Source organism: Photobacterium halotolerans DSM 18316, assembly GCF_000425165.1.
In the GTDB taxonomy this organism is placed as follows: Bacteria; Pseudomonadota; Gammaproteobacteria; order Enterobacterales; family Vibrionaceae; genus Photobacterium; species Photobacterium halotolerans.
The window spans coordinates 93,416-110,442 of the sequence record NZ_AULG01000012.1 but is presented as its reverse complement, the minus strand read 5'-3'; the positions used below and the strand labels follow the sequence as shown (position 1 = coordinate 110,442).

13 protein-coding genes are annotated in these 17,027 nt (G+C 56.5%); 9 read left to right on the top strand and 4 right to left on the bottom strand.

Annotated elements, in window-relative coordinates:
• Positions 1-2: 2 nt before the first annotated feature.
• Positions 3-1,055 (bottom strand): FecCD family ABC transporter permease, encoded by a 1,053-nt coding sequence (locus tag H511_RS0100550; RefSeq protein WP_027250552.1) that lies wholly within the window; start codon positions 1,053-1,055, stop codon positions 3-5.
• A 211-nt stretch (positions 1,056-1,266) separates the two neighbouring features.
• On the opposite strand from H511_RS0100550, the gene H511_RS0100545 reads away from it, so the two are divergent.
• From H511_RS0100545 to H511_RS0100505, 9 genes are all read left to right on the top strand, one after another.
• Complete coding sequence (locus tag H511_RS0100545; protein WP_027250551.1) at positions 1,267-2,349, top strand: ABC transporter substrate-binding protein; 1,083 nt, start codon at positions 1,267-1,269, stop codon at positions 2,347-2,349.
• A 392-nt stretch (positions 2,350-2,741) separates the two neighbouring features.
• Positions 2,742-4,967, top strand: coding sequence for a Gfo/Idh/MocA family oxidoreductase (locus tag H511_RS0100540; RefSeq protein WP_027250550.1), 2,226 nt, complete (start codon positions 2,742-2,744; stop codon positions 4,965-4,967).
• Positions 4,964-6,028, top strand: coding sequence for a glycosyltransferase family 4 protein (locus H511_RS0100535; RefSeq protein ID WP_027250549.1), 1,065 nt, complete (start codon positions 4,964-4,966; stop codon positions 6,026-6,028). Before H511_RS0100540 ends, H511_RS0100535 begins: the two co-directional genes overlap by 4 nt.
• A gap of 148 nt (positions 6,029-6,176) precedes the next feature.
• Positions 6,177-6,803: a guanylate kinase gene (gene gmk, locus H511_RS0100530; RefSeq protein WP_027250548.1), complete on the top strand. Its 627-nt coding sequence runs from the start codon at positions 6,177-6,179 to the stop codon at positions 6,801-6,803.
• 50 nt (positions 6,804-6,853) lie between these two features.
• Positions 6,854-7,129, top strand: coding sequence for a DNA-directed RNA polymerase subunit omega (gene rpoZ / locus H511_RS0100525; protein ID WP_027250547.1), 276 nt, complete (start codon positions 6,854-6,856; stop codon positions 7,127-7,129).
• Between the two features lie 18 nt (positions 7,130-7,147).
• On the top strand, positions 7,148-9,250 hold the full coding sequence (gene spoT, locus H511_RS0100520) for a bifunctional GTP diphosphokinase/guanosine-3',5'-bis pyrophosphate 3'-pyrophosphohydrolase (RefSeq protein WP_027250546.1): 2,103 nt from the start codon (positions 7,148-7,150) through the stop codon (positions 9,248-9,250).
• Positions 9,251-9,364: 114 nt separating this feature from the next.
• The gene (gene trmH, locus H511_RS0100515; RefSeq protein WP_027250545.1) at positions 9,365-10,069 is read left to right on the top strand and encodes a tRNA (guanosine(18)-2'-O)-methyltransferase TrmH; all 705 of its coding nucleotides are present in this window, start codon (positions 9,365-9,367) and stop codon (positions 10,067-10,069) included.
• A gap of 32 nt (positions 10,070-10,101) precedes the next feature.
• Positions 10,102-12,183, top strand: coding sequence for an ATP-dependent DNA helicase RecG (gene recG, locus H511_RS0100510; RefSeq protein WP_027250544.1), 2,082 nt, complete (start codon positions 10,102-10,104; stop codon positions 12,181-12,183).
• Positions 12,184-12,394: 211 nt separating this feature from the next.
• Positions 12,395-13,768, top strand: coding sequence for a uracil-xanthine permease family protein (locus H511_RS0100505; protein WP_027250543.1), 1,374 nt, complete (start codon positions 12,395-12,397; stop codon positions 13,766-13,768).
• A 345-nt stretch (positions 13,769-14,113) separates the two neighbouring features.
• Here H511_RS0100505 and envZ read toward each other — a convergent pair whose 3' ends face one another.
• From envZ to greB, 3 genes are all read right to left on the bottom strand, one after another.
• A complete protein-coding gene (envZ, locus tag H511_RS0100500; RefSeq protein WP_027250542.1) occupies positions 14,114-15,472 on the bottom strand; it encodes a two-component system sensor histidine kinase EnvZ in 1,359 nt (452 codons plus the stop codon).
• Between the two features lie 9 nt (positions 15,473-15,481).
• Positions 15,482-16,201, bottom strand: coding sequence for an osmolarity response regulator transcription factor OmpR (ompR, locus tag H511_RS0100495; protein ID WP_027250541.1), 720 nt, complete (start codon positions 16,199-16,201; stop codon positions 15,482-15,484).
• 142 nt (positions 16,202-16,343) lie between these two features.
• Positions 16,344-16,820, bottom strand: a complete 477-nt coding sequence (gene greB / locus H511_RS0100490; protein WP_027250540.1) for a transcription elongation factor GreB — start codon at positions 16,818-16,820, stop codon at positions 16,344-16,346.
• Positions 16,821-17,027 lie beyond the last annotated feature (207 nt).

The window sequence follows — 17,027 nt, the reverse complement described above, 5'->3', positions numbered from 1 at the left end:
TATTAGCCCCGCTTAGCAATGATTAGCCAAAAGAAAAAAGGCACCCCAATAATGGCGGTAACGATGCCGATAGGAAACAACGCGCCGGGCACAATCACTTTAGACAGCACCGAAGCCGTAGACAGCAGAAAGGCGCCGATCAAAAAAGAGAGCGGTAGAAAAAACCGCTGATCTTCCCCCACCAGAATTTTGGCGATATTGGGTGCCACAATCCCCACAAATCCAATAATCCCCACAAAGCTGGTGATCGTTGCCGTCATCAGAGCGACGATAAACAGTGTTTTAAGACGCAGCTGCTTTACATTCACCCCGACGCTTTTCGCACGCTCCTCGCCTAAACGTAACGCAGTCAGTTTCCAGGAATCTTTCATTAACAAGAAGAACCCCGAGATCACCACAGCAGCAGTAATCATCAGATTGCCCCAGGTCGCTTTTGACAGGCTGCCAAACAGCCAGAATAAGATTTGCTGGCTGAGCTCAGGCGACGAGACAAACTGCACCAATGAAAGCAGAGACTGGAAAAGAAACAGTAAGGCGATCCCCGCTAAGATGAGCTGTCCGGAACTGATATGCCGCATAGAAGCCAGAGCAAACAGGAAACAGGCCGCCAACATGCAACAGATAAACGCCCCGATCGGAACGGCGTAGTCGCTGTCTATGCCTAATGAGCCGAAGTAAAGCGTAATCGCCGCGCCAAACCCCGCCGCCGCCGCCATCCCCAGCGTATACGGGCTGGCCATACTGTTGTTGAGCAGGGTCTGCATCTCCGCCCCGCCGACCCCCAAAGCACCGCCAACCACAATCGCCATCAATGCAATCGGCAGTCGCAGATCAGTGACGATGATTTGTGTCGAGCTGTCCACCTGAAAAGGTAAGCCGATAAACTGAAAGATGGCATGCAAGACACTCGTAGCATCCAGCATGGATGGACCACTCATAATGTCCAGCACAAAGGATGCCATCAAAACAAGACAAAACATGATGAGCACAATCATGCGACGATATTCGTGTTTTCTTTGTATCTCAATGGCTTGTAATACTGCTGCAGATTGCATCTGACATTACCCGATTATGTGTTTGATTTGTTGACAATTGCGGCCAGACACCTGCCATGATCAGGCTGACTGGCTGGTTTTATTCCGTAAGCACATTAACAGAAATGATAATAGTTTGCTTAAGTGTTATTGAACGAATTATGATTGCCGACTAAGTAAGCACCAGGTTGTGCTGGCCGATATGGATAACAAAGAATCAGGATTCTCATTGATGTATAAAAAGTTACTCAGTATTGCTGCGCTGATGTTCAGTGCATCGACGCTTGCAGAAATCACCACAGTCACGGATGTACTGGGCAGAGACGTTACGTTTGACGCTCCTGCGAAAAGAGCCATCGTCGGGTTTTACCCGGAAGATTACATGGCTATCGGCACAGAAGCGGCGTATGACAATGTTGTCGGCATGTCTAAATATATCTGGCAGGCACGTTCGGCGAACTGGGAACTGTATGTCAAACACCGTCCTTCGCTAGAGGACATTCCGGCCATTGGCCGGGTTGACACCAATACGTTTTCCGTTGAAAAAGTGATTAGTCTCAAGCCTGACTTACTGATGCTGGCAGACTGGCAATACAAAGCATTAGGCGCAGAAATAGAGCGCATCGAAAGCGCTGGCATCCCGGTGATTGTTGTCGATTACAACGCCCAGACGATTGAGCGCCACATCCAAAGCACCCAACTGATAGGCGTGATTACCGGTCAGGAAGAAAGAGCCGAAAAAATCGCCGGTGAATACCGCCGTAATATCGAACTGATCAATACGCGCCTGGCCTCAGCCAACCTGGCAAAACCCAAAGTCTATACAGAATACGGCGCGGCGGGTATCAATGAAGTTGGCTACACATTCGGTAAAAACATGTGGGGCGCTATTGCCACCATGGCAGGCGGCGACAACATTTCCGCGCCTTATGTTGAGTGGTGGGGCAAACTGAATCCGGAGCAGATCATTGCCGCGAACCCAGACGTCATTGTCATGACAGGTTATGAATCAGGCAGTGTTGATGACGCCATGGTGATGGGACAAGGTGTGCAAGAGGCGCTCGCCAGGCAACGTTTAGCCAGCTTTAAAAACCGCCTTGGCTGGAGCTCTATTTCCGCCGTCCGGAACAATCGTATGTACGCCGCCTACCACGGGGCATGCAGAACGATTATGGATGGCGCGATGATCCAGTTTTATGCCAAAGCCCTGTACCCAGAACTGTTCAGCGATCTTAACCCTGAGCAGGCTTATCTGGATTTCTACCATAAATACCTTCCCGTTACGCCAGAAGGCACATTTGTCACTCAGCTGTAGGCATCAGAACAGACACGGCAGGACTTGTGTAACCCGGACAGACAGTACAACCGGGTTACATCCTGCCCCGCACACTACCCGCCCCGACTTTGCCACCACCGTATCCCCATCTCTTTGTATTCGCCACCACCATGACAGCTGGCCGGACACGATGATCCGGTTTCAGACTGCCTCATCCGGTGAACAGCAAGAACAGACAAGTCAGCAGGAGGTGTTCTGCTCGCTGCTTTGGTCGTCTCATCTCAACTTTTGCATGACTTTACTATGTCGCCGCTCAGTACCTGCCTGCACTGACTATAGTTAACAATAGCGGCGAAAATGTAGCATAAAAGTTCAATTAAAAGCCGCAGCTAGCCACTGATTTTCAAGGGATAATGCAGAAGGGCAGAAGCATGACAGCAAAAACAGACAAGAAGGTCATCCTGATAGGTGCGGGTTACATATCGGATATTCACGCTGCGGCGATCCGGTCGCTGGACGGTATCCGGCTCTGTGCTGTTGTCGATCCCAATATCTCTGCCGCGCAGGCACTGGCGGAGCGTCATCACATTCCGTTGTACTTCAGCACTGTGGAGCAGGCGCTGGCTGAAACCGAATTTACCGCTGCCCATGTGCTGACCCCGCCCAATCTGCATTATGCGCTGGCCAGCCAGTTGCTCCGCCACGGCAAACATGTGCTGGTCGAGAAACCGCTGGCTGAAACCGAAGAGGAATGCGAGGCGCTGATCAGCCAGGCTCAGCAACAGGGCGTCACCCTGGCCGTTAACCAGAACTTCATCTTTCACCCTGTGATGGAGCGGGCAAGACAGCATCTGGCCAATAATGACATTGGCCCGGTCAAATCGGTTTCCCTGCGCTATGAGATGCCGTTACGCCAGCTGACAGCCGGTCAGTTCAGCCACTGGATGTTCCGCCAGCCCGTCAATTTACTGCTGGAGCAGGCCGTGCATCCGCTGTCACAGCTGATGAGCCTGTTCGGACGCCCGACAGCACAGTCGATGGCTAATAAGATGCTGGGTAAGCTAAGCCAGATCCAGCAGCTCAGTAATGGCCAGCCTTTTATTCAGCGCCTGGATGCCATCGGCGAGCTGGACATCCCGCTGCATTTTGCTTTTGCGATGGGCCAGGATTTTCCGGTGTGGGAAATGCAGATCACCGGCGAAGACGGCTGCCTGAGGCTGGATTTTGTCCGCCAGCAAGCCATAGTGCAAAGCCGCAGTCGTTTTCTGCCTGCGCTGGATACCGCAGTAACCGCCTGCGCCCAGGCCGGCAGCCTGCTGTCACAGGGGCTGCGGCAATTCACCCACTATGCCTTGACCACGGCCGGCCTCAAAGCCTCGCAGGACCCTTTTTTACTGTCGATGAAAACCAGTATCGGCCAGTTCTATCAGGCTATCGCTACCGGGCAGCCCTTACTGCATGATGGGGCATTCGGCCGCGATCTGGTGGCCCTGTGTCACCATCTGGCCAGCCAAAGCCAGGGCGCAGATCGGCTGACAGCAACTCAGCCGCCGGTTCATCACACTGCTAAGCCGGACGGTTACCAGCCTTTCGATGTACTGGTGATTGGCGGCACCGGCTTTATCGGCCGTCATGTGGTGGCGCAATTGCTGGCCAAGCACTATTCAGTGGGTGTCATGGCGCGCAATATTCAGGCCTTAGCTGCCTTTTATCACCAGCCGGCCGTGCAGCTGATCCAGGGGGATGTGTGTGACCCTGCCGCCCTGGATGCCGCGGTGCAGCGTGCCACTTATGTCATCAACCTGGCCCACGGCGGTGCCAGTGGTGACTGGGAGGCGATCAAGCACGCCATGGTCGACTCGGCCCGGTTTATTGCCCAGGCCTGCCAGACACACCAGATCACCCGACTGGTGCATCTGGGCTCCATCGCCTCGCTCTATCTCGGCAGCGACAGAACCATGATTCACAGCGACACTCCGCCGGATCCCGCCGCTGATCAGCGGGCACATTACGCCCGCGCCAAAGCCATGGCCGATCACCTGCTGCTGCATGAAAGCAAGGGGCAAGATCTGGTCGTGCTCCGGCCCGGTATAGTGGTCGGCGAGGGCGGGCCGGTCAATCACACAGGTGTCGGCTTTTTTAATAACAACCAGTACTTTATCGGCTGGAACTTGGGCCACAACCCCCTGCCTTTTGTCCTGGCCGGAGATGTCGCCAGCGCCACGGTTTCCGCCCTCACAGCGCCGGGCATTGCCGGCAAATCACTGAATCTGGTCGGCGACGTGCGCCCCAGCGCACGCGAATATGTAGCCATGATCAGCAAAGGACTGGGCCGTCCCTACCGCTATGTGCCGCAATTCACCTTCTGGCTGTATCTGCAGGAGCTGGGTAAGTGGGCCATCAAGCGCCTGTCCGGCCGCAACACCACGCTGCCCGCCCTGCGGGATCTGCGCTCCCGCGCCCTGAATGCGCGTTTTGATACCAGTGTCGAAAAGCGCTTGCTGAACTGGCAGCCGGTCAGCGACTGGGACTGCTTCTATCAGCGCGCGATTCTGGTTCACAGAGCGCCGCCGGCGACTATGCCAGCCGCACAAGCCCCCCGTAATGAAAAACCCGTTCCGCTCGCTGTGCAAGCTGACAAGGTGGCATCAGAATGACCCGCATACTGCATGTGTTTTCAACCTTTGCCGTCGGCGGCCCGCAGATCCGCTTCGCACAGCTGGCCAATGCCTTGTCCGGCCAATATCGCCACACCATTGTCTCGCTGGACGGTGCCAGCCAGGCGATGTCCCGGCTGGCACCGGATGTGCAGGCCGAGTTCCTGCCGATGGCAGAACTGAAAGCCATGAGTCTGCCACAGCGGCTGCATGCCATTCACCGCACGCTCAGCCACCATCAGCCCGATATTCTGATGACCTACAACTGGGGCGCGATAGAATGGGCGTTTTGCAATCGGCTGCTGCGCCTGTGCCGCGGCATTCACTGGGAAGACGGCTTCAGTCCGGATGAAGCCAGCCGGCTGTACCGCCGCCGTAATCTGTTCCGCCGCCATGCGCTCAGCGGCCAGACTCAGGTCGTGGTGCCGTCCCGCACCCTGATGGCCATTGCCCGCCAGCACTGGCAGATCCCAGACCAGCGGCTGCACTATTTTCCCAATGGCATTGCCATGCCGGAGGCGATCCGCAAAAGGCCGCCTTCCGCGGTGACCACACTGATCACTCTGGCGAGCTTACGCGCCGAGAAAAACCTGCACCGCCTGATCGACACCTTTGCCTGCCATGCTACCCACAGCCGGTTACTGATTGGCGGCGACGGTCCTATGCTGACCGAACTGGAGGCTTACATAGACAGCCTCAGCCTGACCAACAGTGTCAGGCTGGCCGGACGTATTGAGGATGTCTGGGGATTTCTGGCCCAGGGCGACATTTTTTGCCTGTCGTCCGATACCGAGCAGATGCCGCTATCTGTGCTGGAAGCCATGGCCGCCGCTCTGCCGGTCGTGGCCACCGATGTCGGCGATGTAAAAACCATAGTGGCCGCGGAAAACACCCCTTTTGTGGTGCCGCCCGCTCACTACGCCAGCGCGTTTCGCCGGATACTGTCTGAACCCCGGCACTGGCAAGCAATTGGCGCCGCCAATTGCCACAAGGCCCGCCAGCACTACAGCTTCCAGCACATGCTGGAGAATTTTACCCGCCTCACTGCCCCGCTCCGCTGATCCGGCAACAAGCTGCTATTTTTTATAATGAGAGCAGGGGGATGAACGCGGTGTTTGGCCCGGAGGCGAAACTTACACGTGCCGATTCAATTTAGCCGCAGTTCGTGATACCCTGCGCGCCCTTTCTTCCACTTGAGTGACAATGGTAATGAGCAAAGGCACGCTATACATAGTTTCGGCCCCCAGCGGCGCAGGCAAATCCAGCCTGATTAACGCCCTGCTGGAAACCAATCCGACCTATGACATGAAAGTCTCCGTATCCCACACCACACGCGGTATGCGTCCGGGTGAAATTCATGGTGTGCATTACAATTTTATCGGCGTGGAAGAATTTAAAGAACTGGCTGAGCAGGGTGCGTTTCTGGAACATGCCGAAGTGTTCGGTAACTTCTATGGCACGTCACGCCTGTGGATCGAACAGCAGCTGCACAAAGGCATCGATGTGTTTCTCGACATCGACTGGCAGGGCGCGCAGCAGATCCGCCAGCTGATGCCAGCAGCCAAAAGTATTTTTATACTGCCGCCGTCCAAAGATGAGCTGGAGCGTCGTCTGAACGCCCGCGGTCAGGACAGCGAAGCCGTTATCGCCAGACGCATGGATGAAGCACGCTCTGAAATCTCGCATTTCACAGAGTACGACTATGTGATCGTCAATGACGATTTTGATGTCGCATTAATCGATTTTAAAGCGATCATCCGCGCTGAGCGATTGAAGCAAGACAAGCAAGCTGCTAAATATAGCAGCATGTTGACTGCGCTACTGGCGCAACAGTAAGTAATTTTGTACAATTTTCCGTCTTTTTATTAAACCCACTGGAGTCCTCGATGGCACGTGTAACTGTTCAAGATGCTGTTGATAAAATCGGCAACCGTTTCGACCTGATCCAAATTGCTTCTCGCCGTGCACGTCAAATGCAGACTGGCGGTAAGGATCCATTGGTTCCTGAAGAGAATGACAAATACACAGTGATCGCGCTGCGCGAGATCGAAGAAGGCCTGATCACCAAAGACATTCTGGATGCACGTGAGCGTCAGGAAATGCAAGAGCAGGAAGCCGCTGAACTGGCGGCGGTCAGTGCCATTGCAGGTAACCAGCGCTAATTCAAGGAAGCGGGCAATTTGTATCTCTTTGATAGCCTGAAAGAAGTTGTAATTGAATACCTGCCTGAGACTCAGATTGAGGCGCTCAGGCAGGCCTATTTGGTAGCCAGAGACGCCCACGAAGGCCAGACGCGCTCCAGCGGCGAGCCTTACATCATCCACCCGATTGCCGTTGCTCGTATCCTGGCCGAAATGCACCTGGACTTTGAGACGCTGATGGCCGCCCTGCTCCACGACGTGATCGAAGATACCGATGTCACCAAAGACGACCTCGACAGTCGTTTCGGCTCGACCGTGGCAGAACTGGTGGACGGCGTGTCCAAGCTGGACAAACTCAAGTTCCGCGACCGCAAGGAAGCTCAGGCGGAAAACTTCCGCAAGATGATCATGGCCATGGCCAATGACATCCGGGTTATCCTGATCAAACTGGCCGATCGGACCCACAACATGCGAACCCTGGGTGCGCTGCGTCCTGATAAACGTCGCCGCATTGCCCGCGAAACGCTGGAAATCTTCTCGCCTCTGGCCCACCGTCTGGGTATTCACAATATCAAAACCGAGCTCGAAGAGCTGGGTTTCGAGGCCCTGTACCCGAACCGCTACCGGGTGCTGAAAGAAGTGGTGGCTGCCGCCCGCGGTAACCGTAAAGAAATGATCAACCGTATCCACGCCGAGATTGAAGGCCGCCTTCATGATGCGGGGATCAACGGTAAGGTGCTTGGCCGCGAGAAAAACCTGTACTCCATCTACAACAAGATGAAGAACAAAGAACAGCGTTTTCATTCCATCATGGATATCTACGCGTTCCGGGTGCTGGTCGATAACCTGGATACCTGCTACCGGGTACTGGGTCAGGTGCACAACCTGTACAAGCCGCGTCCGAGCCGGATGAAAGACTATATCGCCATCCCGAAAGCCAACGGCTATCAGTCGCTGCATACCTCACTGGTCGGCCCGCACGGTGTGCCGGTTGAAGTACAGATCCGCACCGAAGACATGGATCAGATGGCTGACAAAGGGGTCGCGGCGCACTGGGCTTACAAAGACGGTGAAAGCTCAGGCACTACAGCACAGGTCAAGGCCCAGCGCTGGATGCAAAGCCTGATCGAGCTGCAGCAAAGCGCCGGTAACTCGTTTGAATTCATCGAAAACGTAAAATCCGATCTGTTCCCGGATGAGATTTACGTTTTCACGCCCAAAGGCCGGATAGTCGAACTGCCGGTCGGCGCGACCGCGGTCGACTTCGCCTATGCCGTTCACACCGATGTCGGCAACACCTGTGTCGGCGCCAAGATTGACCGCCAGCCTTATCCGCTGAGCAAGCCGCTGAAAAACGGCCAGACAGTGGATATCATCAGTGCGCCGGGTGCCCGTCCGAACGCCGCCTGGCTCAACTATGTGGTGACCTCGCGGGCCCGCACCAAGATCCGCCAGGTACTGAAAACCATGCGCCGTACCGAGTCGATCACCCTGGGCCGACGTCTGCTCAATCATGCTCTGGGCGAGCTGAACATCGATCAGATTGAACCGGTCACGCTGGACAAAGTGCTCAAAGATCTGCGTCTGAAAGACGTCGATTCGCTGCTGGCGGCCATTGGCCTGGGTGAACTGATGAGTGTGGTGGTTGCCCGCCGCCTGCTGGGCACGCTGGATGAAGAAACCCAGGCGGATGACAAACGCCGCATGCCTATCCGGGGTGCCGACGGCATTCTGCTGACCTTCGCCAACTGCTGTCATCCTATTCACGGTGACCCGATCATGGCCTATGTCAGTCCGGGCAAAGGGCTGGTCATTCACCGCGAAGAATGCGCCAACATCCGCGGTTATCAGAAAGAATCGGATAAATACATGCCGGTCGAGTGGAGCCGGGACTTTGAGCAGGAGTTTGTCACCAACCTCAAAGTGGATATGCAGAACCACCAGGGGGCACTGGCCGATCTCACCAACACCATCGCCAATACCGGGTCCAACATCCAGGGGCTGTCGACGGAAGAGAAAGACGGCCGCCTGTATACCATTACGGTGCGCCTGACGACCAAAGGCCGTGTCCATCTGGCCAATATCATGCGCCGGATCCGGGTGATGCCGAACGTTGTCCGGGTTGCCCGGCAGAAGAACTAAAGTGCCTGCGTACCCCGGCAGTACTGACCACTCAAACGCCCGTCCCGGGCGTTTGTGCTTTCCCGAGTGCTGAATTGTAAGCCGTTCAGCCAGAACTGAAACAAGACAAGAATCATGACGCCAGAACGTTACCAGAGGATCCAGTCAGTGCTGGCTACCCGCCAGCCAGATTTAACCCTGTGCCTGGAAGAAGTGCACAAACCCAATAACGTCTCCGCCATTATCCGTACCGCCGACGCCGTTGGCGTGCACAAAGTCCACGCAGTATGGCCGGAAAAAATGCGGGTGCTTGCCCACACGTCCGCCGGCGCGCGCAACTGGGTCGAGCTGGAAACCCACACCAGCATGCCGGAGGCCATCGGCCAGCTGAAACAGCAAGGCATGCAGGTACTGGCGACCCATCTGTCTGATCGCGCGGTGGATTTTCGCGAGATTGATTACACCAGACCCACCGCCATTATCCTGGGCGGCGAAAAAAACGGGATCACTGCCGAAGCGCTGTCACTGGCTGATCAGGATATCATCATTCCTATGGTGGGTATGGTACAGTCACTCAATGTCTCGGTAGCCAGTGCGCTGATCCTGTATGAAGCGCAGCGCCAGCGCCAGCTAGCCGGTATGTATGACAGAGAAACCACCCCGCTGCCGGCAGACACAGTGCACCGCATCTTGTTTGAACGCGGCCATCCTGTGCTGGCGAAAGTGGCCAAACGCAAACAACTGCCTTACCCGCCGCTGGATGACGCCGGTCAGATAGTGGCAGATGACGCCTGGTGGCAGGCGATACAAGCCAGGGATAAACCCCGGCGCAACAAATAACCCTGAACGGACAGAACACAGAGTAAGCAGGCATGAGCGGACAGATGCTAGACACCATCGCCCTGACAGAACTGTCAGGCGTCGGCGCCAAAATGGCGGAGAAACTGAGCAGAATCGGTCTTCACACCGTACAGGATCTGCTGTTCCACCTGCCGCTGCGTTATGAAGACCGCACCCGGATCTGGCCGATTGCCGAAGTGAAGCCCGGACAGCACCTGACGGTGCAGGGCGAAGTGCTGCATAACGCCATCAGTTTTGGCAAGCGCCGGATGCTGACGGTCAAGATCAGCGACACAACCGGCTCTGTCACCCTGCGCTTTTTCAATTTCAACGCCGCGATGAAAAACGCCCTGTCCGAGGGAAAACAGGTCAAAGCCTACGGCGAGATCCGCCGCGGCCAGCACGGGCTGGAAGTGATCCATCCTGATTACAGCGTGTTTTCTGAACCGACCGCACTGGCGGTCGAAGACACCCTCACCCCTGTCTATCCCACCACAGACGGCTTGCGCCAGTTAACCTTGCGCAGCCTGACTGAGCAGGCGCTGAACCTGCTCGACAAAGCCGCGGTCAGCGAATTGCTGCCCGAAGGCTTGTACGACCGCCAGATGACCCTGGCCGATGCCCTGCACCTGATGCACAGGCCCACGCCGGATGTGTCGCTGGATCAGCTGGAAAAAGGCCAGCACCCGGCCCAGCAAAGGCTGATCCTGGAAGAATTGCTGGCACAGAATCTCTCTATGCTGGCGGTTCGCCAGAAAAGTCAGCAGCACCAGGCCTGGCCGTTGCCGCCCAGTACCTCACTCAAACAGCAGTTACTGGCCGGCCTGCCCTTCAGCCCGACCGGCGCGCAGCAGCGTGTGGTGGCTGATATCGAAAAAGATCTGGCCAGAGCCGTCCCTATGATGCGTCTGGTACAGGGCGATGTCGGTTCAGGTAAGACCCTGGTCGCCGCTCTGGCGGCCGTCCGGGCCATAGATCACGGGTATCAGGTCGCACTGATGGCACCGACCGAATTGCTGGCCGAACAGCATGCCCTCAACTTTGCCCAGTGGCTGGAACCGCTCGGCATTCAGGTGGGCTGGCTGGCCGGTAAACTCAAAGGCAAAGCGCGCGACACCGAGCTGGCGCGCATCGAAAGCGGTGATGCCAAAATGGTGGTCGGCACGCACGCTTTATTTCAGCAGCAGGTCGTGTTCAGCAACCTGGCTTTAGTGATCATCGATGAGCAGCACAGGTTCGGGGTTCACCAGCGGCTGGAATTGCGGGAAAAAGGCGCCAACGAAGGCCGGTACCCGCATCAGTTAATCATGACGGCCACGCCGATCCCCAGAACGCTGGCCATGACCGCTTATGCTGATCTGGAAACCTCGGTGATTGACGAGCTGCCGCCCGGACGCACCCCAATCCAGACCGTTGCCGTTTCAGACACACGTCGTGCCGATATCATAGCGCGCATCCGCGCGGCCTGCCTCAATGAAGGCCGCCAGGCTTACTGGGTGTGCACCCTGATTGATGAGTCCGAAGTACTGGAAGCCCAGGCGGCGTCAGATACGGCCACCGAGCTGACGGCACAATTGCCCGAGCTGAAAATCGGGCTGGTGCACGGCCGGATGAAAGCCACTGAGAAACAAGACATCATGCAGCGCTTCAAAGCCGGTGAGCTGCACCTGCTGGTCGCCACCACAGTGATCGAGGTCGGCGTCGATGTACCCAACGCCAGCCTGATGATCATCGAAAACCCGGAACGTCTGGGGCTGGCCCAGCTCCACCAGCTGCGCGGCCGGGTGGGCCGGGGCACTGTGGCCAGCCATTGCGTGCTGCTCTATCATGCCCCGCTGTCCAAAACCGCCCAGCAGCGGCTGGCGGTACTGCGCGAAAGCAGCGACGGCTTCGTCATTGCCCAACGCGATCTGGAAATTCGCGGCCCGGGTGAGCTGCTGGGCACCAAACAAACCGGCATTGCCGATTTCAAAGTTGCCGATCTGGTGCGTGACCAGCACCTTATCCCCCAGGTGCAGAAGCTGGCGCGTTACCTACACGAGCAATATCCGGCCAACGCCAAAGCCATCATCGACCGCTGGCTGGGTCAGAAAGAAAACTACTCTAACGCCTGATCGCCTGTCTTCTGTTGGCTGATAACGACAAAGTATGACAATTTTCTGCTTTTAGTCGCTATTTTACCGTCAATTTAATTGCGCAAACGTTTGCTAAAAAGAACAACCTCATTAGAATAGTGGCCACTTTTGACCCATAGGTCATTGTCGGCTTCAGCGTCTGTCCCCTCGCAGTCTGAAGCCGTCCTGTCGACGCACATAAGGAAGCATCATGACTGGCCAGCACCAAGAAATAACGCCACCGCGTTCATCCGATTTGATCTACCGACTCGATGACAGACCGCCTTTGCCACAAACCCTGTTTGCGGCTGTGCAGCATTTGCTGGCGATGTTCGTGGCCGTGATTACGCCGTCGCTGATTATCTGTCAGGCACTGGGCCTGCCCGCCAGCGATACCAATACCATCGTCAGTATGTCGCTGCTGGCTTCCGGGGTTGCCTCCTTCATTCAGATCCGCACCATAGGCCCGGTCGGCTCCGGTCTGCTGTCGATTCAGGGCACCAGCTTCAACTTTCTTGGTCCTATCATAGGGGCCGGGCTGGCGATGAAAGCCGGCGGGGCCGACGTCCCGACCATGATGGCGGCGATTTTCGGCACGATTCTCGCCGCTTCTCTTACTGAAGTGGCTATTTCGCGTATTTTGCAGCACACCCGCCGCATCATCACGCCCTTGGTGTCCGGCATTGTGGTCACTCTGATTGGCCTGACGCTGATCCAGATCGGCCTGACTTCCATTGGCGGCGGCTATGCGGCGATTGAAAACGGCAGCTTCGGCAGCCTGGACACGCTCCTGCTGGCCGGCATAGTGCTGGGGCTGATCGTGCTGCTCAACCGGATGAAAAACCCGTATCTGCGTGTCTCGTCGATTGTGATTGCCATGGCCGCCGGCACACTCACAGCCTGGGGCATGGGCATGATAGACAGCAGCCAGCTCGCGGAAACCAGTCTGATTGCGATCCCTGTACCTATGCAGTACGGCCTCGGGTTTGACTGGTCTTTACTGATCCCGCTGGTGATCGTCTTTGCCATTACTTCGCTGGAAGCCATTGGCGATATCACGGCCACCTCAGAAACCTCTGAACAGCCCGTCAGCGGCCCAGTTTACATGAAGCGCATCAAAGGCGGTGTGCTGGCTGACGGCATCAACTCGGCACTGGCAGCGGTACTCAACAGCTTTCCGAATTCCACCTTCAGCCAGAACAACGGCATTATCCAGCTGACCGGCGTGGCCAGCCGCTACATCGGCTATTTTGTCGCGGGCATGCTGGTGCTGCTCGGGCTGTTTCCGGCCGTGGCCAGTCTGGTACAGCTGATCCCGGAACCTGTGCTGGGCGGCGCCACCATTGTGATGTTCGGCACCATCGCCGCTTCCGGGGTGCGGATTATCTCCCGCTGTGAGCTGGATCGCCGCGCCATTCTGATCATGGCGCTGTCGTTCTCTATGGGGCTGGGGATTGCACAAAAACCGGAAATTCTTCAGTTCATGCCGGATATTGTGAAGAGTATTTTGTCCTCCGGCATGGCGGCCGGTGGCCTGACGGCGATTTTGCTCAACCTGATCCTGCCTGAAGAGAAGAAAGCCTGATTCTGTATGACCCCTCCCCCCCTTTTCAGGGGGAGGTCAGGAGGGGGTTACCTGGCACAAATGCCAAACCTGTGCACATTTCACGAACCCCACCCTAACCCTCCCCTTGCCAAGGGGAGGGAAGAGTCGTGGTTTCAGCTCGTTCAATATGATCCCTCCCCCTTTTCAAGGGGGTGGCTAGGAGGGGGTTACCGGGCACAAATGCCCAACCTGCGCACATTTCTCGAACCCCACCCTCACCCTCCCCTTGCCAAGGGGAGGGAATATTCGTGGTTTCAGCTCGTTCAATATGAGCCTCCCCCTTTTCAAGGGGGAAGGATGGAGGGGGTTACAGGGGATAAGAGCTTAAGATTTCGCACTCCGCTTGCCATTGTGTTTGACTGTCCGCACCGGCAGGCTGATCTGCACTTTCAAGCCACCGGCACTGCGGTTACTGAACTGAATGTCGCCCTGGTGCTGATCCACAATACGCTTGACGATAGCCAGTCCCAGGCCGGTGCCTTCTGCATCACTGCCGCGGGCACTGTCGCCGCGGGTCAGCGGCTGCATCATTCTGGCCACCTGATCCGGCTCAATGCCCGGGCCATCATCCTCAACACAGAACCAGGCCATCTGGCGATCGGCCGTCATGCCGCTGGTGACCCGCACCCAACCGTGACCGTAGCGAAGCGCATTCACCAGCAGGTTGCTGATCAGCCGCTTAATGGCCACCCCGTTGGCATACACTTTGCCGTTAATGGTACCCAGCGACTGTTCAATCCCGCGCTCAATGCCCCCTTCTGCTTCTGCCACATCTTCAAGCAGTATATTCAGATCGAGCAGTTCCTGCTCCAGCAGCTGGGTGGATTTCAGGTACTCCATAAACTGGCTGATAATGGCATTACACTCCTCGGTGTCCTTTATCATGCTTTCAGCCAGATAGGCATCTTCGGGCGACATCATTTCGGTCGCCAGGCGGATACGGGTCAGCGGCGTGCGCAAATCATGGCTGACACCGGCCAGCAGCAATGCCCGGTCATCTTCGAGCTGTTTAATCCCCTCGCCCATGCGGTTAAAGGCTTTGGTCACCGCCCGGATCTCCGAGGCTCCCTGCACATCCAGATGTGGCGGCGAGCCGCCTTTGGCTACCTCCAGTGCCGCCTGCTCCAGTGCCACCAGAGGACGGTTCTGAATCCGGATAAACATCCAGCCCCCGGCGATCACCATCACAGCAATAAACAGGCTGTAACCAAACAGCGGGGCAAAATCTTCTTCCTGCAATTCGGACAGCGGCACCCGCATCAGGTAACCCGGCATGGCGTCGCAGTCGAGCCACAGCACATAGCTGTCTGTCCCTAAGACCAGACGCACTTCCGTCGGTGTGTTCAGCTCTCGGGTCATTTCCTCACTGAGGTAATCAATGCGGGTCGCTTCCCTGAATTCAGCCGATTCCGGACTGTCGTCGGCGTGAAGCGTAACCCCGAGCTGCTCCAGCAGTTGCCGGCGCAGCGGGGTATCGAGATGAAACTTGTGGCCGTCGGCCAGTTCCACGTCTTCTTTGAGCATCAGTTTGACTTCATAAGCCATGATGCGGTTGAACTGCTGCAGACTCGGTAGCAGTGCGTAATTCAGCACCGCCAGATAGGAAAAAATCTGGCTGGCTATCAGTAAGCCAGCCAGCAGGATCAGGGTGCGGGTAAAGGTCGAGCGCGGCGACAGGCGCATCGGCATGACTTATGCCTCGCTGCCGTCTGGGACAAACACGTAACCCAGCCCCCAAACGGTCTGAATATAACGCGGACGGCTCGGATCTTCTTCAATCATGCGGCGAAGACGCGAGATCTGTACGTCAATCGAACGCTCCATCGCCGAGTATTCGCGGCCGCGGGCCATGTTCATCAGCTTATCGCGCGACATCGGCTCGCGGGCGTTGGTCACCAGGGCTTTGAGCACCGCAAATTCACCGGAGGTCAGCGGCATGGCTTCCTCTCCGCGGAACATTTCCCGGGTGCCCAGATTGAGGCGGAACTCACCAAAGGTGATGATCTTACCTTCCACACTCGGCGCGCCAGGTGCTTCGACCGTCTGGCGGCGCAAGACCGCCCGGATACGGGCCAGCAGCTCGCGCGGGTTAAACGGCTTGGGCAGGTAATCGTCGGCACCGACCTCCAGGCCGACAATCCGGTCTACTTCATCGCCCTTGGCCGTCAGCATCAGGATCGGCAGCATGTTGTTGGCATTGCGCAGACGACGGCAAATCGACAGGCCATCTTCGCCCGGCAACATCAGATCCAATACCATCAGGTGGAAATTTTCACGAGCCAGCAGGCGGTCCATTTGCTCGCCATTGGCCACACTGCGCACCTGGAAACCCTGCTCAGACAGGTAACGCTCCAGCAAGGCGCGCAGGCGCATGTCGTCATCAACCACTAAAATCTTGAAATTGTCTTGCATCGTTCCACCTTATGCTTCGAACTCTGGATGTCGCCGAGCTGCTATTTTACGCGACCGCTGCCTGTTGTGACTGACACAGTGAGCAAATGATCGCCGTGAAATTGTTACCGAGTGTGTCGCCACCCCGGCATGCCTTTAGATCTTAGTCTGTTACGTAAGTTATCGTATTGATGAACCAGACTTTATCACCCTCTGGCGTGCGTACCACCACTTCATCATCCACTTCTTTTTTCAGCAGCGCCCGCGCCATCGGCGAATCGATAGAAATGTAATCCCTGCGGCCGAAAATCTCGTCATAGCCGACAATGCGGAACTTTTTGCTGTCACCGGCTTCGTTTTCCACCTCGACCCAGGCACCGAAAAACACCTTGCCTTCCTGCACCGGGGAATAGTCGACAATTTTCACTTTCTCTAACGTTTTGCGCAGGTAACGCACCCGGCGGTCAATTTCACGCAGACGCTTTTTGTTGTACTGATAATCGGCATTCTCCGAGCGATCGCCCAGACTGGCCGCCCAGGTCACTTTCCTGGTCACTTCCGGCCGCTCTTCCTGCCACAGAAAATCCAGCTCCTGCTTGAGCCGGTTATACCCTTCCCGGGTGATCAAAGGGGTTCTCATTGCGTCTGTCTCTGCTTGCTGGTAATGGCTTGATTATACGATGTTGTGAGGCCAGACGGCGAGCCGTTCGCAGACACCGGACGGCACCAAGATCACACCTGTCCGCACGGCTGGCAAACTCCTGACATTTTGCCGGTGCAAGAACGCTGACGACCAGGCGGAATTGTGGTTAGATGGTCGGCCTGAGACAAACTGTAGCCAAAGGAA